Consider the following 19,842-nt stretch of genomic DNA (forward strand, 5'->3'; position numbering starts at 1 on the left):
GGGGGGGGGGGCCCCCCCGGGGCCCCCCCCCCCCCCCCCCGCGCGGGGGGGGGGGGGGCCCGGGGCCCGGCTCGGTTAGCCTGGGTCGTATATGAACCGCCTGATCACGCCCTTCGGCTCCTACGAGCTCACCCGCTTCCCCGAGGACCCGCGCGACCGGCTCCGCGCCTGGGACGCCGCCGACGAGTACCTGCTGCGCCACCTCGACGCCGGTACCGGGGAGCGCGGCCCGGTGGACCTGGCCGCCGCCGGCCGGATCACCGTGCTCGGGGACCGCTGGGGGGCGCTGACCACGGCGCTCGCCGCCTACCACCCGACGCAGATCACCGATTCCGCGCTGAGCCGGTCCGCCACGGCCGCGAACCTGGACCGGGCCGGCATCGGCACCGCCAAGAGCACGGTGACGCTGCTGACCACGCAGGACCCGCCGCCCGAGCGGATCGACGTACTGCTGGTGCGCGTGCCCAAGAGCCTGGCGCTGCTGGAGGACCAGCTGTACCGGCTGGCTCCGCACGTGCACGCGGGCACCGTCGTCGTCGGCGCCGGCATGGTCAAGGAGATCCACACCTCGACGCTGCGGCTCTTCGAGAAGATCCTCGGCCCGACGAAGACCTCGCTCGCGGAGAAGAAGGCCCGGCTGATCTTCTGCACGCCGGACGCCCCCGGGGCCGTCCGGCCCGTGGCTGCCGACCCGTGGCCGCTGTCGTACACGGTGGACGGGGAGGCGGGCTCGGCCTCGGGCCTGACCGTCGTCAACCACGCCGGGATCTTCTGCGCCGACCGGCTGGACATCGGCACCCGCTTCTTCCTGCAGAACCTGCCGACGAACACCGACGGTGCCCGGGTCGTCGACCTGGGCTGCGGCAACGGCGTCGTCGGCACGGCGGTGCAGGTCCACGATCCGGACGCGGAGGTCGTCTTCACCGACGAGTCGTACCAGGCGATCGCCTCGGCGCGGGCCACGTACAAGGCGAACGTGCGCGAGGGCCGGCGGACGGCCGAGTTCCACGTCGGCGACGGCGTGGCGATGCTGTCGCCCGGCTCCGTCGACCTGGTGCTGAGCAACCCGCCCTTCCACTCCCACCAGGCGACGACGGACGCGACGGCGCTGCGGATGTTCGCGCAGTCGCGGAAGGTGCTGCGCCCGGGCGGCGAACTGTGGGTCGTCGCGAACCGGCACATGGGCTACCACACCCATCTGCGCCGGCTGTTCGGCAACAGCGAAGTCGTCGCGAGCGAGCCGAAGTTCGTGGTGCTGCGGGCGGTCAAGCGGCGCGAGTCCTCACGCCCCATGTGACCTGCCGGTAGCTCTTATGCTTCGCCGCGTGAGCAGCCAGGCGGAGAGCAATGACACGGGCACGAAGGACGGCGGGCGCTACCGCCGGGAGGACGTGGCCCGGGCGGCCGGCGTCAAGGTGCGCAACCTGCGCTACTACCAGGAGCGCGGGCTGCTGCCGCCGCCGCGCCGGGAGGGCCGGATCGCCTGGTACTCCGAGGACCACCTGACCCGGCTGCGGCTCATCAGCGACCTGCTGGGCCGCGGTTACACGGTCAACGGCATCGGCGAGCTGCTGCACGCCTGGGAGGGCGGCGGCGGACTGTCCGGGCTGCTGGGCCTGGAGCGGGAGATGACCCGGGACTGGCTGCGGGAGGAGCCGGTCACGATGACCCGGGCCGAGCTGCGGGAGCTGTTCGGGCCGACGGCGACGGCCGAGGACACCCGGCGGGCGGCGGAGTTGGGGTACGTCACGGTCGAGGGGGACCTGGTCACCCACCCGAGCCGGCGGCTGCTGGACGCAACGCTGACCCTGGTGCGGCAGGGGGTGCCGCTGGCCGAGATCCTGGACGCGGGTGACTTCGTACAGACGCAGGCGGCCGCGCTCGCGGACCGGTTCGTCGCGCTGTTCCGGCAGCATGTGATCTGTCCGGAGGGCCTGGAGCGGCTTTCGGCCACGCAGCTCCGGCACGTCACCGAGGCGGTAGCCGCGCTGCGGCCCGTGGCCGGGGAGGTCGTGGCCACCGAGTTCGCCCGGGCGATGGCCCGGAGGGTGGACGCGGAGGTCGCCGAACTGCTGCGTACGGAGCAGTAGGAGTCGGCTCAAAGGGTGTGCTCGCACAACCTTGCCAACCTCCATTGGCACTCTTACATTCAACTCGTCGGTAACAACGGTGCACAGCCGAAATAAGGGTCGATCTCATGACAGATTCCCCGCACTTATCCGACGTATCCGGCGCGGGCGGCGTCCGCTGGCGCCGCTTCGCCCTCCTGACCGTCCCCGCCGTGGCCGTCACCGCCGGCCTCGGCATCGCCCTCGCGCAGGGCGCGCTCGCCGCCTCCTTCGCGGTATCCGGGCAGCAGTTCAAGGTGTCGGCGAAGAGCCTGGAGGGCGAGGGCTTCGCCCAGTACGGCAGCGTCGACGTCAACGCCCGCGAGGAGCTCATCCCGGTGGCCGTCACCGCCATCCGGGAGGCCAGGCTGAACAGCCTGTGCCAGTCGGTGGTCACCTCGCTCCCGGTCATCGGCGACATCTCGCTCAACCTGACGGCCGGCCGGGACAAGCCCGTCGAGGCGAGCAACCTGTTCGTCGACGCCACCCAGCTCGCCGGTGACGCGGTCTTCACCAACATCGAGATCGGGCGGGACGCCTCCACCCTCGACAAGGGCCCGGCCGACGCCCAGGGCATGCAGGACCTCTTCGGCCAGCAGGCGGACACGGTGCGCATCACCGATCTGAAGCAGACGGCGTGGGCGACCAACGCCGGCACCTTCAAGCTCTCCGGGCTGAGCATGGACATAGCCAAGGGCAAGAAGGAATGCTTCTGAGCCGCCGTGGGCGGTGCAGGCAGTGGCGGCGCGGCAGACCCTTCTGGGGCGGGCTGTTCACCGTCCTCGCCGGGGCCTGGATCTGCGTCCTGCCGCTGGCGCCGTTGAAGGTCATGCTCCAGCAGGGGGTGGCGGGGATCCCGTCCGTCCTGATGGGCGCCGTGATGATCGTGCTCGGCCTCACCGCCTGGTTCTCGCCCGCTCAACGCGGCCTCGCGGGTGTCCTCACCACCCTGATCGCCATGGCCGCGCTGGTCCTGTCGAACCTCGGCGGGTTCCTGATCGGCACCCTGCTCGGCATCCTCGGCGGCGGTCTGATGTTCGCCTGGCAGCCGTTCCGCGAAGCTTCGCCGCCTCCCGCACCGCTCCCCTCCCCCACCGCGCACCAGGATCCCCAAGGAGCACAGCCATGAGCCGTACGCGCACCGCCCTAGCCCTCGGAACGGCCGCCGCCGCGGCGCTTTCGCTGGCCTCGTTCACCGCCTCCGCGGCCCCGTTACCCGCGGCCGGGTCCACCACCGTGACCCCGGCCGGACACGCCTTCAAGGCCACCCTCAGCGGGAAGGCCACCCTCAAGGCCGGTTCGGTCACGGTGACCTGCTCGGTCTCCGTCTCCACCGGTGCGGTGCCGGCCGCCCCCGGCAACCAGAACGGGGCCGGGCCCGTTTCGTCCCCGATCTCGGCCCCGACGTACAGCTCCTGCACCTCCAGCATGCCGGGCGTGACCCCGACGGTCACCACCAGCGGAGCCTGGACGGTGGCGATGCAGAACGGCTCGCCCGTCACCGCCACCATGACCGTGCCGGCCGGCGGCCTGGTGGTCAGGACGAGCGGGCTCGCCAGCTGTACGGTCACCGCGGCGCCCACCGCCGCGGCGAACGTCGGCGGAACGTGGGCCAACGGCGCCCCGCCGAGCCTGACCTTCACCAACGCGTCCGTACCCGTCAAGGTCACCGGCGGCTTCGGCTGTCCGACGAGCGCGACCTCGTCCACCTTCAACGCGGTCTACCTCGTCACCGATTCGACCGACCCCGCCCAGCAGATCACCGTGGGGCCGTGACCACCCGGTAATGGGTCGTCAGCCGGCCGTCGTCCCCGATCACATGGAAGGCGACGGCCGGCGGCTCGTCGAGGTGGACGTGCTCGGAGGCCCCCGACCGGGCCTCCCAGGGCAGCCGGACGGTGGAGACCACGCCCGGCGCCACCAGCAGCGGCCGGCCCGCGAACGTCGTGGCCGCCGCGGTGTGCGCGTGCCCGCACAGGAACGCGGTCAGGTGCGGGTGCCGCTCGACGAGTGCGGCGAGCCGCTCCTCGCCGAACTGGCGGATCCCGTCCACGTACGGGACGTTCAGCGGGACCGGTGGGTGGTGGAAGGCCACCAGGACCGGGGTCTCGCGCGAAGTGCCCGCCAGGATGCCGTCCAGCCAGGACAGGGTGGACTCCTCCAGGAAGCCGTGGTCCTCGCCCGGTACGGAGGAGTCGCACACCGCGAGCACGAAGCCCTCACCGCGCAGCACCTGGTCGACGGGGTCCGCCGACGGGGCCGGCTCGGCCAGCAGGCCGCGGCGGAACGCGGCCCGGTCGTCGTGGTTGCCGGGACAGACGACCAGCGGGTGCCGCGAGCCCAGCAGTTCGGCGGCCTCCTCGTACTCACCGTCCCGGGCGTGGTCGGCTATGTCCCCGCTGACCAGCACGGCGTCGAGATCGTACGGCAGTTTGTCGAGGTACTCCATCACGGCGCGCGTGCGGTCGGCCGCGCGACGGTCGCCGTCGAGATGGATGTCGCTGAGATGGGCGATCACGATCACGGGCGATGCCTCCTTGGTCTCTGGTCGAGAGATGTCGATGCAGGATAGGTGCCCGCACCATCCGGAAGGGCTGCCCGCGCCCCGGACGCCGCCCCGGGGACCCGTTGTCAGAGGGGCCGTTTACTGTTCGGTCAACTGATCACGCGCGACAAGGGGAGGCAGCGTGCGGCGCTGGGAGTACGTCGACGGAGGCTCGGCCAAGTTCTGGGAGGCCGAGGCGGAGGGCACCTCGGTGACCGTCCGTTTCGGGCGCACCGGGACGGCCGGGCAGACCCGGGTCAAGGAGTTCGGCTCCGCCGCTGACGCACAGTCGCACCTGGTCAAGTCGATAGCGGAGAAGGAGCGGAAGGGGTACGCGGAGGTCGGCGCGACCGCGGACGCCGGTTCTCCCGCCACCGTGGCGGCGGTCGCCGCGGACGTGCCCGCCGCCTCGGCCGTACCCGTCGCCCCCGCGGACGAGGACTCTTTCATCCTGCCTGCCGCATGGAAGCGGAACCTGCTGCCGCGGCGCGGCGGGGTGACCCGGACCGTGCGCGAGGTCGACGGGAGCGCGCCGCAGCAGGTGCGCGAGTGGCTCGGCCTCGACGCGGAGACGATCGAGCGGGCGCTCTCCTCCGCGCAGAGCGACCCCGAGCTCGTCGAGGCCGCGCGGGCCCATCAGTCCGGCAGCCCCAGCCCGCTGGGCGCCGCGGTCCTCGCGAAGCTGCTGACCCATCACCTCCGCTCCTTCAGTGTCTTCGCGGACGCCTGGGTGGCCGAGTTCGGGCTGCCGTTCGCCGCACGCGCGGCGGCCGAGCTGCCCGAGGTCCGGCCCCTGTGGACGGCGGGGAACAGGAGGAACTTCATCGACGGGGTCGGCACGAACCCCGACCACGACCCCGCCAACGGCGGCTGGGGCAGGGAGCCCACGCAGCCGGCCCTGGAGCGCGTCAGGGCCCTGTTGTCCGTGGCGGACGAAGAGACGTACCGGGCCGCCGTCGCCGGCCTCTCGAGGGCCCGGCGGACCACGCGCCAGTACGTGGCGTCGTGCTTCATCGCCCCCTCCGAGCGGGAGTGGGTGGAGGAGTGCTGCGCCGATCCGGCCGTCCGCACCCACCCGGAGCGGGCCGTGCGGGAGATGCTGCTGTGCTCCCTGGGGTCGCCCGAGCAGGTCGCCGTGTTCGGCGGGCGGGTGGCGCTCGGCTGGCGGGGCTGGAACGCGGCCCTCGTCGCCACGCTCGCGGAAGGCGTGGGCGCGGCGATGGCTCCGCTGCTGGCCGCCGAGCTGAACGGGCAGTACGTCGACACGGACGACACCAAGCTGATGGCCGGCTCCCTCGCCGAACTGCCCTCCGACGAGGCCTTCGGCTACCTGGCCGACCGCCTGGACAACAAGCACGTACGGGCGTCCCTGACCGCCGCGGCGCGCCGCTACCCGGCGCGGGCGCTGCGCCTGCTGGCGCGGGCGTCGCTCGGCACCGGGGCTTCGGCCTCGATGGCCGGCCAGCTGCTGGTCGGGCACGTCGCCGCCCACCGGGACCTCGCCTTCGCCCTGCTGCCGACCCTCCCGGAGGAGATCGCCGAGGTCATCGATCCCCTCGTGAACCGGGCGGGACGGGTGGCGGAGGTGCCGGCCGACGCACTGCCTCCCCTGCTGACCAGCCCGCCGTGGACGCGCAAGCGGACGGTGGTCAAGCCCCGTGTGGTGACCGGGCTGGTGGCGCCGGCCGGGGCGCGCATCTCCTGGCGGACGGGCGAGCGGGAGGCATGGGCCGCCACGGAGTCGTGGGTCAACAGCTGGGTGCCGCACGACCCGATGGAGACCTACATCGAGAACCTGCGCAACGGTGTGCGGCACAGGGGGTGGGAGGCAGCGGCGGTGTTCCTCAAGGGCCCCGCCGAGCAGGTCCGTCCGCTGCTCGCCAACTGGAAGTGCACCACGTACGGCTACGACGGGATCAGCTCCTACAAACCGCTGATCGCCCGTCACGAGCTGGCCGCGCTGCCCGTGGCCGTGCGCCTGGCCACCGACAGCCCGACCGGCATGGCACCGCTCCTCCTCCCGTTCCTCGACCCGGCCGTGGCACGGCTGATGTCCGAGTGGCTGGTACGGCTGAAGGTCGCGGGTGAGACGGCCCGGTCCTGGTTCGTCCGGCACGGCGCCGACGCGGCCCGGCTGCTGGTCCCCGACGCGCTGGGCACGCCGGGCACGGAGCGGACTGCCGCCGAGCGGGCCCTGCTGGTGATCGTCGCGGCGCACGGGGCGAACGCCGTACGGGAGGCGGCGGCGGAGTACGGTGCGGAGGCCTCCGAGGCGATGGAGGTGCTGCTGGGCACCGATCCGCTGGAGGCGGCGCTGCCCGCCCGCATGCCCAGGCCGGCCGGGTGGGCCGATCCGCAGGCGCTGCCGCAGATCCTGCTGAAGTCCGGTGGGGCGCTGCCCGCTTCGGCGACCGGGCACGTGCTGACCATGCTCGCGGTGTCCACGCCGAGTGCGGTGTTCCCCGGGCTGGAGCAGGTACGGGAGCTGTGCACGAGGGAGTCCCTGGCCGCCTTCGCGTGGGCGCTGTTCGCGGAATGGCGGCTCGCCGGGATGCCGCCCAAGGAGGCGTGGGCGCTGCACGCGCTCGGCCGCTTCGGGGACGACGGGACCGTGCGCGCCCTCACCCCGGTGATCCGCGCCTGGCCCGGCGAGGGCGCCCACCACCGGGCGGTCGACGGTCTCGACGTCCTGGCGTCGATCGGCAGCGACGTCGCACTGCTGCACCTGCACGGGATCGCGCAGCGCGTGAAGTTCAAGGCGCTGAAGCGCCGTGCTCAGGAGAAGATCTCCGAGGTCGCCGCCGAACTGGGGCTCACCGGTGAGCAGCTGTCCGACCGCTTGGTGCCGGACCTCGGTCTCGACGCGGACGGCAGCACGGTCGTCGACTACGGCACGCGCCGCTTCACGGTCGGCTTCGACGAGCAGCTCAAGCCGTACGTGCTGGACGAGGAAGGCCGGCGGCTGAAGGACCTCCCGCGGCCTGGCGCCCGGGACGAGGCGGAGCTCGCGGCCGACGAGCGCAAGCGGTTCATGGCGCTGAAGAAGGACGTGCGGACGATCGCCTCGGACCAGGTGCGGCGCCTGGAGGCCGCGATGGTGGACGGGCGCTCGTGGACGGGCGCCGAGTTCCGGCAGCTGTTCGTGGACCATCCTCTGGTGTGGCACCTGGTGCGGCGCCTGGTCTGGCTGGCCGGGGCGGAGGGCGGGGTGACCGCGTTCCGGGTCGCCGAGGACCGTACGTACGCCGATGTCGAGGACGAGGCGGTGAAGTTCGCGGACGACGCCACCATCACCCTGGCGCACCCCTTGCACCTGGAGGGCGATCTGGCGGCCTGGGCCGAGCTGTTCGCGGACTACGAGATCGTGCAGCCGTTCCCGCAGCTCGGCCGGCCGGTGCTGGCGCCGACCGAGGAGGAGGCCGGCGGCGCGCGGCTGACCCGCTTCGAAGGCGTCACGGTGCCCGTCGGCAAGCTGCTCGGGCTGCAGAAGCGCGGCTGGGAGCGCGGCGAGCCGCAGGACGCAGGCGTGGAACGGTGGTTCTTCCGGCGGCTGGGACCCGAGCGCTATCTGGTGATCCAGCTGGGCGAGGGCATCGCGGTCGGGATGATCGACGAGTTCCCGGACCAGGAGCTGGAGACCATCTGGCTCGACACCCGGCCCGGCGACCACTGGTCCTCCCGCACGTACTCGCTGAAGTTCGGTGACCTGTCCCCGGTCATCGTGTCCGAGGTGCTGGCCGACCTGACGGAGATCACGTCATGACCACCACCACGCAGGAGTTGCAGCGGCCGCCCGCCGAGGTCCGCTACGCGGAGGAGCTCGCCGCGCTGCGGGCCTCGGACACCGATCACCGCCCGCCGGGCTGGCAGTTGAGCCTGCGGGCCGCCCGCCGCTTCATCGTCGGGGACGAGGAAGCGGGCATCGGCCGCAAGTTCGTCGGCGACACGGCCCTGGTCGAGCGGGCCCTGGTGGCGCTCGCGACCAACCGGGGCCTGATGCTGGTGGGCGAGCCGGGCACGGCCAAATCGCTGCTGTCGGAGCTGATCGCGGCGGCCGTGAGCGGCGATTCCACGCTGATCGTCCAGGGCGGCGCGGCGACGACCGAGGACCAGATCAAGTACTCGTGGAACTACGCCCTGCTCGTGTCCGAGGGACCCTCGCAGCGTTCGCTGGTGCCCGCGCCCATGCTGAGCGGGATGCGGGAGGGCCGGCTCGTGCGGTTCGAGGAGATCACCCGGTGCCCGCTGGAGGTGCAGGACTCGCTGCTGTCCTTGCTGTCGGAGCGGGTGGTGGCCATTCCGGAGCTGGAGGGCCCGGACGGGATGGTCTTCGCCCGCCAGGGGTTCAACGTGATCGCGACGGCGAACACCCGGGACCGCGGGGTCAACGAGATGAGCGCCGCGCTCAAGCGCCGCTTCAACTACGAGACCGTGTTCCCCATCGCCGATCTGGACACCGAGATCGCCCTGGTCGAGGCCGAGGCGACGGCGCTGCTGCACCGTTCGGGCGTGGCCGCGGTGCCCGACCGGGACATCATGGAGGTGCTCGTCACCACCTTCCGCGAGCTGCGCTCCGGAATCGGCGGTGACGGCGCGGCCACGGACCGGCTCTCGTCGGTCATGAGCACGGCCGAGGCCGTGTCGGTGGCCCACGCGGTGGGCGTACGGGGCTGGTTCCTGCGCGGCGAGCCGGGCGACGCGGCCGATCTGGTGACCTGCCTGGCCGGTACGGCTGCCAAGGACAGCCCGGAGGACCTGGCCCGGCTGCGCCGCTACCTCGAACAGCGGGTGGCCAAGCGGGGCGGGGCGCAGTGGAAGGCCCTGCACGCCTCCCGCCACCTCCTGGCGGGCTGAGGCTTCCGATGAGCGCCACCTTCCTCGGCGTACGCCACCACTCCCCCGCGTGCGCACGCCTGGTCGCCCGCACCATCGAGGAGCTGCGGCCCGCGCACGTGCTGGTCGAGGGGCCGGCCGACCTCAACGGGCGGCTGGACGAGCTGCTGCTCGGGCACGAGCTGCCGATCGCCGTGTTCAGCCACTACCGCGACGAGGAGCGCGCCGCCACGTCGTGGGCGCCGCTGTGCGACTACTCGCCGGAGTGGGTGGCGCTCACGGCGGGCCGGGCCGCGGGGGCGGAGGTCCGTTTCATCGACCTGCCCGCCTGGCACCCGGCGTTCGCCGGGCGCACCAACCGGTACGCGGACGCCGAGGCGCGGTACGCCGAGGCGACGGCCCGGCTGTGCCGGCGGTTCCAGGTCGATTCGGTGGACGCCCTGTGGGACCGGATGTTCGAGTCCGGACTCGAGAACGGGGACGAGCACGAGGAGGGCGGGCTCGCGGCCCGGCTGGAGGCGTACTTCGACGTCGTGCGCGGTGACGCGGCCGCGGACGAGGGTGACCGGGCACGGGAGGAGTACATGGCCTCCTGGGTCCGCGCCGCCGTCGCCTCGGCCGGCGACCGCCCGGTCCTGGTCGTCACGGGCGGCTTCCACCGGCCCGCCCTGGTGGCCCTGACGGGAGCCGACGTGCCGGGCGGGCCGGAGCGGCACGGCGGTGCCACGGAGCCGGGGCCCGGTCGGCACGGTGGCGGCGGGCCGACCGGTGACGCGCCCGGTGCTGACGGGCCCCGTGCGGACGGACCCGGTGGCGGCGCGGCCACCGGAGGCTGGCCGGAGGTGCCCGAGCCGCCGGAGGGGGCGGTGGGCGGGAGTTTCCTCGTGCCGTACTCCTTCCGGCAGCTCGACGCCTTCGCCGGGTACCAGTCCGGGATGCCCTCGCCCGCGTACTACCAGCGGCTGTGGGAAGCCGGCCCGGGCGCGGCCGGCGAGGATCTGGTGCGGGCCGTCGCCGGGCGGCTGCGCGAGCGCGGCCATCCGGTGTCGACGGCCGGGCTGATCGCCGCGCACGGCACCGCGCTCGGTCTGGCCGCGCTGCGCGGGCACCGGTCCCCGACCCGCCTCGACCTGCTGGACGGGCTGGCCGGGGCGCTGATCACCGACGCCCTCGACGAGCCGCTCCCGTGGACCCGGCGCGGCACGCTGCGCCCCGGCTCCCACCCGGTGGTCGTGGAGATGGTCGCCGCCTGCGGTGGCGACCGCGTCGGGCGGCTGCACCCCGACACTCCGCTGCCCCCGCTGGTGCACGACGTCGAGGCCCGGCTGGCCGCGCTGGGCCTGACACCGGGCGAGGGCCGCCCCGTCACGCTGCGCCTCACCGACCCCGCGGAACTGGCCACCAGCCGGGTGCTGCACCGGCTGCGGGTGCTGGACGTCCCCGGCTTCGCCCGGGTCAGCGGCCCCGCGCACGGCACCGACCCGGTCTTCACCGAGTGCTGGGAGCCCCGTACGACGGCGGGCCGCGAGGCCGCGCTGATCGAGGCGGGCGGCTTCGGCGCGACCCTCGAGGAGGCCGCGGCCGTCGCCCTCGACGACCGGATGCGCGCGGCGGGCACCGAGCCCGGCGCGCTGGCCGGGGTGCTCTTCGACGCCGTGGTGTGCGGCGCCACCCGCCTGTCCGACCGGCTGATCGCGGAGCTCGGCGCCGGGCTCGGGCGGGCGACCGTGCTCGGGCCGCTCGGCGAGGCCCTGCACACGGCGCTGGGGCTGTGGCGGCACGACCGGGTGTACGGCGTGGCCCGCGACCCGCTGCTGGCCACCGCCGTCGACACCGCGGTCGGCCGCGTCCTGTGGCTGGCCGAGGGGGTTCGGGGCGCGGGCGGGCCCGATCAGGGCCGGCTGCGCGCGCTGACCGCCGTACGGGACGCGGTGCTGCACACCGAGGAGCTGCTGTCGGTGTCGCGGGAGACGGTGGCCGGGGTGTGCAGCCGGATCAGCGCGGATCCCGCGGCCCCAGCCGACCTGCGCGGCGCGGCCTTCGGGCTGCGCCGCGTGCTCGGCGACCCGGGCGGCGGGAGCGCGGGCGCCGCGATCCGCGCGGCGACGGAGCCCCGGCTGCTCGGGGACTGGCTGGCGGGCCTGTTCGCCCTCGCCCGTACGGAACTGACCGCGGGCGGCGGGGCCGAACCGCTGATCGAGGTGCTCGACGAGCTGGTCCGCGCCATGCCGGAGGCGGACTTCCTGGCGGGCCTGCCCGCCCTGCGGCAGGCGTTCGCGTACTTCCCGCCCCGGGAGCGCGAGCGGATCGCCGCCCAACTCATCGAACGGCGCGGCCTGCGCGGCTCGGCACGCTCGCTGCTGCGCGTCCCCGCCGATCCGCTGCTGATTGCGCGGGCCCGGACCCTGGAGGACCACGTGGAGCGCACCCTCGACCGCTACGGCCTGCGGGGGGCGCCGTGACCGCCGCCCCCGATCCCGGCCTGGAGCGGTGGCGGCTCATCCTGGGCACCCCCGCGGAACGGTGCACCGGCCCGCTCGGTCCCGAGGCCGCGGCCCGCGACGCCGCCCTGGACTGGCTCTACGGCCGCGATCCGGAGCAGGCCCGGCGCGGGGTCCGCCGCGGTGCGACGGGACGCGAGGGCGGCGACGGGTCCTCCGCGGTGACCGCGGTCGACTGGCTCGACGACATCCACCGGCTCTTCCCGAAGGAGACGATCGAACGGCTGGAACGGGACGCCGTCGAGCTGTACGAGATCCACGAGATCGTCACGGACCCGGCCGTGCTGGAGCGCGTGGAGCCCAACGCGACGCTGCTGCGCGCCGTGCTGCGGACGAAGCACCTCATGAACCCCGAGGTGCTGCGGCTGGCCCGGCGGATCGTGGAGACGGTCGTGCGCCGGCTCCTGGAGCAGCTGAAGCCGGAGATCCGGCGCTCGTTCTCCGGGACGCGCTCGCGCCGCCCGAGTCTGCTTCCCTCGGCCCGCGACTTCGACTTCCGCGGCACCGTCCGCGCCAACCTGGCGCACTACCAGCCAGCCGAGCGCCGCATCCTGATCGAGAAGCCGCGCTTCCATTCGCGTACCCGCCCGCACCTGGAGCAGTGGCAGCTGATCCTGCTGGTGGACCAGTCCGGTTCCATGGTCGAATCGGTCATCCACTCGGCGGTCACGGCCGCGAGCCTGTGGGGGCTGCCGGGCCTGAAGACCCATCTGGTCGCCTTCGACACCAGCGTGGTGGACCTGACGAGCGACGTCACCGACCCGGTCGAGCTCCTCATGCGCGTGCAGCTCGGCGGCGGCACCGACATCGCGCGGGCCGTCGACTACGGCACCCGGCTGATCGACAACCCGCGGCGCGCCATCGTCGCGCTGATCACCGACTTCTACGAGGGCGGCGACCCGTACCGGCTGGTGCGCGGCGTCCGCGCGCTGGCCGAGCAGGGCACGACCGTGCTGGGTCTCGCCGCGCTCGACGAGGACGCGAACCCCGCGTACGACCGCGAGCTCGCGCAGCGGCTCGCCGACGCCGGCGCGCACGTCGGCGCGATGACGCCCGGGCAGCTCGCCGAGTTCGTGGCGGAAAGGCTGGGCCGGTGAACCGTACGGACCTCCTCGCGCTGGACTTCGACACCCTCGCGGCGCTCGCCAACCGCGGGCTGGTCAAACGCGCCGCGAAGGAACTCGACGCGGGCGCCGGCGCGGTGCTCTCCACGGACCCGGCCCCCGAGGCCGACGGCACCCTCCACGGCCTCTTCCCGGACGGCACGCGGGTGTCGCTGCCGCCGGGCGCGGGCCTCGACCAGGGCGCCTGCACCTGCGGGGCGTCCGGGGTCTGCCGGCACCTGCTCGGCCTGGTCCTCGCCTGCCAGCGCGCCGCCGCCGACGCCCCGGCCCCCGAAGCCGGCGAGCCGGACGGGGAGCCGTGGTCGCCGGGCGACATCGACGACGAGGCGCTGAGCGCGGCCGTCGGAGCGCGCGCGGTGGCCTCCGCCCGGCGCGCCCTGGCCCGCGGCTACACGGCCCGGCTGCACCACCCCGCGGCCGAGGAGCCCGCCGCCTGGGCGGAACTGCCCACCTGCACGGTGCGGTTCCCGGTCCCGGCGCCCGACGGGATCGGGCACGCGGTCACCGACGCCGCCGCCGACCGCCGCGGGGAGGTGATCGCGCTCGCCGTGTGGGCGTTCCGCGCCGCCGCCGAGGCCGGTGCCGCCGCTGCGCCGGCCCAGGTGGACGTGGGCGGGAGCGGCGGCTGGGCGCGGCCGGGCGCGGCGGAGCTGGGTGCGGCGGCCGCGCTGCTGGACGACCTGCTCCTGGACGGCGCGGTCCACGCGGGCCCGGTGTCGGCCACGGCCCTGCGCCGGGTGCGGGACGAGTTGTCCGCCCGGGCCCTGCACTGGCCCGCCGGGATCCTGACCGAGCTGATCGAGCAGCTCGACGACCACACCGCCCGGGGTGCCCGCTACCGGGCCGAGCGGTACGCCGCGCTGATCACCGAGTTCCACGCCCGGGTCCGCGCGGCCGGCCGGGAGAGCGGGCTCGCCGCGTCCCAGGTGCTCGGCTCCGGGGAGCGGGGCGACACCGCGCTGCGCCGCGTCCGCCTCACGGCGCTCGGCTGCCGGATCGGCGGGGGCCCCGGCGAGCGGACCGCCGAGGTGTTCCTCGGCCATGCCGGGGCCGGCACCGGGCTGGTGCTGCGCCGCCGGTGGGACCTGGCACCCGGGCAGGAGCCGACCGGGCCCGAGCTGGCGGCCCGCAGGCTGGCGGGGTCCTCCCTGGGCGCGGTGGCCGGCGGCAGCCTGGTGAGCGAGCGTGCCTCCCGTACGCCCGGCCTGTCGGTCACCATCGGCGCCTCCCGGGTGGCCACGACGAGCGTGACACCGGTCGGTTCGGCGTGGGCCGAGCTGCCCGCGCCGCTGCTGGTACGGGACTTCGCCGCGCACGCCCGGGCGCTGGACCGGCAGCCGCCGTACCTGGTGCGGCCGCGGACCGAGGCCGGCTCCGTCCACGTGGTCGAGGTCCACGAGGTCGGGGAGCTCGGCTACGACCCGGCCGAGCAGCGCCTGGAGGCGACGGTGCGCGACGCGCGGGGCGCCGTCGCGACGGTGTCCGCGACGCACAATCCGTACAGCCCCGGGGCGCTGGACGTGCTCGCCGAGTGCCTGCGCGGCGACCGGGGCGAGGTCCGCCACCTGAGCGCCCTGGTCCGCGTGACGGGCCAGGGGCTGCTGCTCGACCCGATCGGCGTCCTGACGGCGGAAGGCGTGACCGTCCCCGACCTGGCCGACCCGGCCGAGGCCTCGCGTCTCGTGCCGAGCATGGTCCCGCGCCCGCGCGACCCGCTGACCGAGGCGATGGAGGGTGCCCTGTCCGCGCTGGCATCGGCGGCGGGCGTGGGGCTGCGCGGGCTCGGTGAGCCGGCCCGCGCCCTGATCGAGGATGCCGCGGCCGCCCTGGCCCGTACGGGCCTGTCGGCCGCTGCCGGCCTCGTAGGGGCCTTCCTCGGGGTGCTGCGCGAGGAAGGGCCGGGCGCCGCGGCGCGGCCGTGGGTGGACGCGCAGCTCCACCTGCTGTGCGCCCTGGAACTGCATGCCCGGGCCACGTGATCGCCCCGTATATTGGCGTACGGTTCGTGATCTTGAAGCAACGCGGAGGAGGACGGATGAGCCGGGGCGTATTGGTCACCGGGGCTTCCCGGGGCATCGGGCGCGCCGTCGCCGCCGCGTTCGCGCTCCGGGGCGACCGGGTCGCGGTGCACTGCTCGACCCGGCAGTCCGACGCGGAGGAGACCCTGGCCGCCCTCGCAGGCGACGGACACCTGCTCCTCGGCGCCGACCTCGGTGATCCGGCGCAGGTCGAGGCCCTGGCGGGAGCGGCCGACGAGGCGCTGGGCGGGGTGGACGTCCTCGTGAACAACGCGGCGGTGATGATCGCGCACCCGCTGCCCACCACCTCGTACGCGGACTGGCAGGAGGCCTGGCAGCGCACCGCCGCGGTGAACCTCTTCGGCGCCGCGAACCTCGGCTACTGCGTCGCGCGCCGCATGATCGACGCGGGGCGGGAGGGCCGCATCGTCAACGTCGGCTCGCGCGGCGCGTTCCGGGGCGAGCCCGACCACCCGGCGTACGGCGCCACGAAGGCGGCCCTGCACGCCCTCGGCCAGTCCCTGGCGGTCTCCCTCGCCCCCCACGGCATCGCGGTCGCCTCCGTGGCACCGGGTTTCGTCGAAACCGAACGGGTCTCCGGCCGGCTGAGCGGCCCGGAGGGCGAACAGATCCGCGCGCAGAGCCCCTTCGGAAGGGTCGCGACCCCCGAGGAGATCGCGTCGGCCGTCCTCTACCTGGCCTCCCCCGAGGCCGTCTGGAGCTCGGGCACGATCCTCGACGTCAACGGGGCCTCCTACCTGCGCACATGAGCCGCGGACCCGGTGGCGGGCCGTGGGGAACGGAGAGCGAGCGGATGCCGGAAGGCGACATCCACGAGACCCTCTGCTGGCGCGGCCCGGCCTCGGTCAACGTGTTCGTCATCGGGGCGGGCAACACCCCGCTGCCGAAAGAGGCGTTCCACCTGGCCGGGCTCGTCCCCGACGACATGCTGCCGTTCGTGCTGATGGAGCAGCCGGAGGCCATCGCCCCGTTCGGCATGATCTCCTACGACCTCGACTTCGACGACACCTCGCTCGACCTGCGCGCATACACCCGGGCGACCCTCGGCCGGCTGTGCGAGGACGGCCGGGCCGTCGCCTGGGCCGGCTTCGAGGGCTCGCTCCACTACGACCACCTCCTCACCGACGAGGTGGCCGCGGGGATCTACGGCTTCTGCGCGAGCGGCACCGAGCCGGTGATCGAGTGGGACCTCGCCGCGCTGCGCAGCGACCGGTGGCGCCGCCGCCTGGCCGAGGCCCGCGCGGCCCTCGGCGCGCTGCTCGCTACCCCCGGTACGCCTCCAGCAGGCGCAGCCAGATCTCGCTGATGGTCGGGAACGCCGGGACCGCGTGCCACAGCCTGGCGATCGGGACCTCGCCCGCCACCGCGATCGTGGCCGCGTGCAGCAGCTCGGCGGCGCCCGGGCCGACGAACGTGGCGCCGAGGAGCACCTCGCGGTCGAGGTCGACGATCATCCTGGCCCGGCCTCGGTAGCCGTCGGCGTACAGGCCGGCCCCGGAGACCTTGGCCAGGTCGTAGTCGACGGCCCGCACCCGGTGGCCCGCCCTCTCGGCCTCGGCGAGGGTGAGGCCGACGGCCGCCGCTTCCGGGTCGGTGAACACCGCCTGCGGGAGGGCCCGCGCATCGGCGGTCGCCGTGTGCGCGCCCCACGGCTCGGTGTCCAGCGGGGTGCCGGCCGCCCGGGCGGCGATGGCGGCGCCCGTGATCCGGGCCTGGTACTTGCCCTGGTGGGTGAGGAGCGCGCGGTGGTTGACGTCGCCGACCGCGTACAGCCAGTCGTGTCCCGGCACCCGGCACGTGTCGTCGACCGCGATCCACTCCCCGGCGGGCAGGCCCACCGTGTCGAGCCCGATGTCCTCGGTCCGCGGCCTGCGGCCGGTCGCCATCAGCAGCTCGTCGCCCTCCAGGGTCTCGCCGCCCTCCAGCACCACCGTGACGGGGCCGGTGGAGCCGTCCCGTACGACCGCCTCCACGGTCACGCCGGTACGCACCTCCGCGCCGGACTCGCGCAGCGCCTCGGCCACCAGCTCACCGGCGAAGGGCTCCATGCGCGGCAGCAGCCGCGGGCCCCGTACGAGCACGGTGACCTGCGAGCCGAGGGACTGCCAGGCGGTGGCCATCTCGGCGGCCACCACGGAACCGCCCACGATCAGCAGGCGCCGGGGCGCCTGTCGCGCTGAGGTCGCCTCGCGGCTGGTCCACGGGCGGGCCCCGGCGATACCCGGCAGGTCGGGGATCACGGCTCGGGTGCCGGTGGCGACGACCACCGCGTGCCGGGCTGCCAGCACGTGGTGCTCGCCCTCGGGGCTGGTGACGGCGACCTTGCGGACCCCGTAGAGCCGGCCGTGGCCCCGGTAGACGTGGGCGCCGATGGAGTCGAGCCAGTCGACCTGGCCCTCGTCCTTCCAGTGGCCCGTCCAGTAGTCGCGGTGCGCGAACACCGCCTCCGTGTCCAGGGGCCACTCGGCGGAGCCTTCGAGCCCCGGCACCTTGAGCGCGTCGGCCCGGGCCAGCACCGGGCGCAGCAGGGCCTTGCTGGGCACGCAGGCCCAGTAGGAGCACTCGCCGCCGATGAGCTCGCTCTCCACCAGGGCCGTGCTCAGCCCGGCGGCCCGGGTCCGGTCGGCGATGTTCTCGCCGGCCGGTCCCCCGCCGAGCACCACGACGTCGTACTCCACCGCTTCGGTCATACGGACCAGTGTCACCGCCGGCCGGCGGCCACGGCCGTCAATCAGGCTTCCGGCGTGCCGCGTTCCTCGCCGCCGGGGCCGCCCGCGCCCTGCTGCGAGGCGGCGATCTTCGCGCGCACCTCGTCCATGTCGAGCGCCCGGGCCTGGCCGATGAGGTCGGTCAGCGCCGCCTCGGGCAGGGCGCCGGGCTGGGCGAAGATGGCCACCTGGTCCCGGACGATCATCAGCGTCGGGATCGAGGTGATCTCGAAGGCGCCCGCCAGCTCCTGCTGCGCCTCGGTGTCCACCTTGGCGAAGACCAGGTCCGGGTGGGCCTCGGAGGCCTTCTCGTAGACCGGGGCGAACTGCAGGCACGGCCGGCACCAGCCCGCCCAGAAGTCGATCAGCACGAACGGGTTCTCGCTGATCGTCTGGTCGAAGTTTTCCTTGGTGAGCTCGACTGTAGCCACGGTGTCCGGACCTTCCTGTTGATTCGTCTGCCCATGGAACGAACAACCGGCCGTCGGCATTCCGGCCACAGCGCTAGAAGGGGTGGCCTGCCGGGGTGGACCGGACCGTGGTCCAGCGCAGTTCCGTGAAGGCGTCCAGATTGGCCTCGCCGCCGAAGCGCGCACCGGTTCCGGAGGCGCCCACGCCGCCGAAGGGGGCGACCGCCTCGTCGTTGACCGTCTGGTCGTTGACGTGCGCGATCCCCGTCGGGATCCGCTCGGCGAGGTCCAGCCCGCGCGCCGCGTCCCGGGTCACGATGCCCAGCGAGAGGCCGTACGGGCCCGCCGAGGCCAGGGCCACCGCTTCCTCCTCCGTCGCGAAGGACCGTACGGGCGCGACCGGGCCGAAGACCTCCTCCGTGTAGGCGGGGGTGTCGTCGCCGACGCCCGCCAGGACGGTGGGCCGGTAGAAGAGGTCGGTGTACGTGCCGCCCGCGACGAGCTTGGCCCCGGACTCGGTGCTCGACTCCACCAGGGCGTGTACGCGCTCCACCTGGACGCGGTCGATCAGCGGGCCCAGGTGCACCTGCTCGCGGTACGGGTCCCCCACGGCCAGCGCCTCGGCGCGCGCGGCGAGCCGCTCCACGTACTCGTCGTAGAGGGAGGCGTGTACGAGGTGCCGCCCGGCCGTCATGCAGATCTGCCCCTGGTGGAAGAAGGAACCCCAGGAGGCCTGGGCGACGGCGGCCTCGACATCGGCGTCCCGCAGCACGACGAGGGCCGAGTTCCCTCCCAACTCCAGGTGCGCGCGCTTGAGATGACGGCCCGCCAGTTCACCGACGGTCCGGCCGGCCGCGGTGGATCCGGTGAAGGAGACCACCCTGACGCGCGGGTCGGCGACCACCGCGGCGCCCGTCTCCGCTCCGCCGGGCAGGACGTGCAGCAGCCCGGCCGGAAGTCCGGCGGCCGTGAACACGGCGGCGAGGGCGAGGCCGCCGCACACGGCGGTGCGCCGGTCCGGCTTGAGCAGCACCGCGTTGCCGAGGGCCAGCGCCGGCGCGACCGAGCGGATCGCCAGGATCAGCGGCGCGTTGAACGGGGCCACCACCCCGACCACCCCGGCCGGGACCCGGCGGGTGAACGAGAGGCGGGGCGCCTCGCTGGGCAGCACCTGCCCGGTCGGGCGGGAGGCCAGCGCGGCCGCCTCGTAGCACTCCTGCGCGGCGACGTGCAGTTCGAAGGCGGCCTTGCCGGGTATCGACCCGGACTCCCGGACCAGCCATTCGCTCAGCTCGTCGGCGTGCGCCGCGAACAGGTCCCCGGCGCGGCGCAGCACGGCCGCCCGCTCCAGGTGCGTGGCCCGCGCCCAGTCGTGCTGAGCCGCCTGGGCCCGTACGGCGGCCTCCGCGACGTCGGCGGGAGCGGCGAGGTCGAGGGTGGCGAGGGTACGCCCGGTGGCGGGTTCGACGACCGGGGCGGGGCCGCCGGTGAGGGTGGGTCCGTCCTGCCAGAGCGTCGGGTCGAGGAGCGGCATGGCGCGGGGCCTCCGGTATGGATCGGCGGGTGCGGCGGGG

Annotated in this window: 16 protein-coding genes; 12 read left to right on the forward strand and 4 right to left on the reverse strand. The window is 74.4% G+C overall.

Annotation, left to right across the window (positions count from 1 at the left end; translation table 11 throughout):
• The first annotated feature begins 100 nt into the window (after positions 1 to 100).
• The 5 genes from AB0O21_RS37555 to AB0O21_RS37575 all read left to right on the forward strand — a co-directional run bounded on the left by AB0O21_RS37555 (position 101) and on the right by AB0O21_RS37575 (position 3,884).
• Positions 101 to 1,297 (forward strand): methyltransferase, encoded by a 1,197-nt coding sequence (locus AB0O21_RS37555; protein ID WP_365179592.1) that lies wholly within the window; start codon positions 101 to 103, stop codon positions 1,295 to 1,297.
• 28 nt (positions 1,298 to 1,325) lie between these two features.
• The gene (locus tag AB0O21_RS37560) at positions 1,326 to 2,090 is read left to right on the forward strand and encodes a MerR family transcriptional regulator (RefSeq protein WP_365179528.1); all 765 of its coding nucleotides are present in this window, start codon (positions 1,326 to 1,328) and stop codon (positions 2,088 to 2,090) included.
• Positions 2,091 to 2,197: 107 nt separating this feature from the next.
• Complete coding sequence (locus AB0O21_RS37565; protein ID WP_365179531.1) at positions 2,198 to 2,824, forward strand: DUF6230 family protein; 627 nt, start codon at positions 2,198 to 2,200, stop codon at positions 2,822 to 2,824.
• Positions 2,815 to 3,237, forward strand: coding sequence for a DUF6114 domain-containing protein (locus AB0O21_RS37570; RefSeq protein ID WP_365179534.1), 423 nt, complete (start codon positions 2,815 to 2,817; stop codon positions 3,235 to 3,237). Before AB0O21_RS37565 ends, AB0O21_RS37570 begins: the two co-directional genes overlap by 10 nt.
• Positions 3,234 to 3,884, forward strand: a complete 651-nt coding sequence (locus AB0O21_RS37575) for a hypothetical protein (protein ID WP_365179537.1) — start codon at positions 3,234 to 3,236, stop codon at positions 3,882 to 3,884. Before AB0O21_RS37570 ends, AB0O21_RS37575 begins: the two co-directional genes overlap by 4 nt.
• Here the strand turns inward: AB0O21_RS37575 and AB0O21_RS37580 are convergent.
• Complete coding sequence (locus AB0O21_RS37580; RefSeq protein WP_365179540.1) at positions 3,868 to 4,632, reverse strand: metallophosphoesterase; 765 nt, start codon at positions 4,630 to 4,632, stop codon at positions 3,868 to 3,870. The two genes, AB0O21_RS37575 and AB0O21_RS37580, sit on opposite strands and share 17 nt — an antisense overlap.
• A gap of 163 nt (positions 4,633 to 4,795) precedes the next feature.
• On the opposite strand from AB0O21_RS37580, the gene AB0O21_RS37585 reads away from it, so the two are divergent.
• The 7 genes from AB0O21_RS37585 to AB0O21_RS37615 are packed head-to-tail and all read left to right on the forward strand — an operon-like array spanning position 4,796 to position 16,456.
• Positions 4,796 to 8,416 carry a DUF4132 domain-containing protein gene (locus AB0O21_RS37585; protein ID WP_365179543.1) on the forward strand — a complete coding sequence of 1,207 codons (3,621 nt, stop codon included), beginning with the start codon at positions 4,796 to 4,798 and terminating at the stop codon, positions 8,414 to 8,416.
• Entirely contained in the window at positions 8,413 to 9,507 is a 1,095-nt protein-coding gene (locus AB0O21_RS37590) for an AAA family ATPase (protein WP_365179546.1), read from the forward strand. The genes AB0O21_RS37585 and AB0O21_RS37590 overlap by 4 nt, the downstream gene beginning before the upstream one ends.
• Positions 9,508 to 9,515: 8 nt before the next feature.
• On the forward strand, positions 9,516 to 11,948 hold the full coding sequence (locus tag AB0O21_RS37595) for a DUF5682 family protein (RefSeq protein WP_365179549.1): 2,433 nt from the start codon (positions 9,516 to 9,518) through the stop codon (positions 11,946 to 11,948).
• Positions 11,945 to 13,084 carry a VWA domain-containing protein gene (locus AB0O21_RS37600; protein ID WP_365179552.1) on the forward strand — a complete coding sequence of 380 codons (1,140 nt, stop codon included), beginning with the start codon at positions 11,945 to 11,947 and terminating at the stop codon, positions 13,082 to 13,084. Before AB0O21_RS37595 ends, AB0O21_RS37600 begins: the two co-directional genes overlap by 4 nt.
• The gene (locus AB0O21_RS37605) at positions 13,081 to 15,090 is read left to right on the forward strand and encodes a hypothetical protein (protein WP_365179555.1); all 2,010 of its coding nucleotides are present in this window, start codon (positions 13,081 to 13,083) and stop codon (positions 15,088 to 15,090) included. Before AB0O21_RS37600 ends, AB0O21_RS37605 begins: the two co-directional genes overlap by 4 nt.
• Before the next feature lie 56 nt (positions 15,091 to 15,146).
• Positions 15,147 to 15,899 (forward strand): SDR family oxidoreductase, encoded by a 753-nt coding sequence (locus AB0O21_RS37610; RefSeq protein WP_365179558.1) that lies wholly within the window; start codon positions 15,147 to 15,149, stop codon positions 15,897 to 15,899.
• On the forward strand, positions 15,896 to 16,456 hold the full coding sequence (locus AB0O21_RS37615; protein ID WP_365179561.1) for a hypothetical protein: 561 nt from the start codon (positions 15,896 to 15,898) through the stop codon (positions 16,454 to 16,456). The genes AB0O21_RS37610 and AB0O21_RS37615 overlap by 4 nt, the downstream gene beginning before the upstream one ends.
• On the opposite strand, the gene AB0O21_RS37620 is transcribed toward AB0O21_RS37615, so the two are convergent.
• From AB0O21_RS37620 to AB0O21_RS37630, 3 genes are all read right to left on the reverse strand, one after another.
• The gene (locus AB0O21_RS37620) at positions 16,413 to 17,840 is read right to left on the reverse strand and encodes an NAD(P)/FAD-dependent oxidoreductase (protein WP_365179564.1); all 1,428 of its coding nucleotides are present in this window, start codon (positions 17,838 to 17,840) and stop codon (positions 16,413 to 16,415) included. The two genes, AB0O21_RS37615 and AB0O21_RS37620, sit on opposite strands and share 44 nt — an antisense overlap.
• A 41-nt stretch (positions 17,841 to 17,881) precedes the next feature.
• Positions 17,882 to 18,289, reverse strand: a complete 408-nt coding sequence (locus AB0O21_RS37625) for a thioredoxin domain-containing protein (protein WP_365179567.1) — start codon at positions 18,287 to 18,289, stop codon at positions 17,882 to 17,884.
• 73 nt (positions 18,290 to 18,362) lie between these two features.
• Positions 18,363 to 19,802 carry an aldehyde dehydrogenase family protein gene (locus tag AB0O21_RS37630; protein ID WP_365179570.1) on the reverse strand — a complete coding sequence of 480 codons (1,440 nt, stop codon included), beginning with the start codon at positions 19,800 to 19,802 and terminating at the stop codon, positions 18,363 to 18,365.
• Positions 19,803 to 19,842: the final 40 nt, after the last annotated feature.

The organism is Streptomyces sp. NPDC091371, from assembly GCF_040684275.1.
In the GTDB taxonomy this organism is placed as follows: Bacteria; Actinomycetota; Actinomycetes; order Streptomycetales; family Streptomycetaceae; genus Streptomyces.

Bases quoted from the DNA above. Each gene is read 5' to 3' on its own strand.
- AB0O21_RS37565 (WP_365179531.1), top strand. From the start codon at position 2,198: ATGACAGATTCCCCGCACTTATCCGACGTATCCGGCGCGGGCGGCGTC.
- AB0O21_RS37570 (WP_365179534.1), top strand. From the start codon at position 2,815: ATGCTTCTGAGCCGCCGTGGGCGGTGCAGGCAGTGGCGGCGCGGCAGA.
- AB0O21_RS37575 (WP_365179537.1), top strand. From the start codon at position 3,234: ATGAGCCGTACGCGCACCGCCCTAGCCCTCGGAACGGCCGCCGCCGCG.
- AB0O21_RS37590 (WP_365179546.1), top strand. From the start codon at position 8,413: ATGACCACCACCACGCAGGAGTTGCAGCGGCCGCCCGCCGAGGTCCGC.
- AB0O21_RS37595 (WP_365179549.1), top strand. From the start codon at position 9,516: ATGAGCGCCACCTTCCTCGGCGTACGCCACCACTCCCCCGCGTGCGCA.
- AB0O21_RS37610 (WP_365179558.1), top strand. From the start codon at position 15,147: ATGAGCCGGGGCGTATTGGTCACCGGGGCTTCCCGGGGCATCGGGCGC.
- AB0O21_RS37615 (WP_365179561.1), top strand. From the start codon at position 15,896: ATGAGCCGCGGACCCGGTGGCGGGCCGTGGGGAACGGAGAGCGAGCGG.
- AB0O21_RS37620 (WP_365179564.1), bottom strand. From the start codon at position 17,840: ATGACCGAAGCGGTGGAGTACGACGTCGTGGTGCTCGGCGGGGGACCG.
- AB0O21_RS37630 (WP_365179570.1), bottom strand. From the start codon at position 19,802: ATGCCGCTCCTCGACCCGACGCTCTGGCAGGACGGACCCACCCTCACC.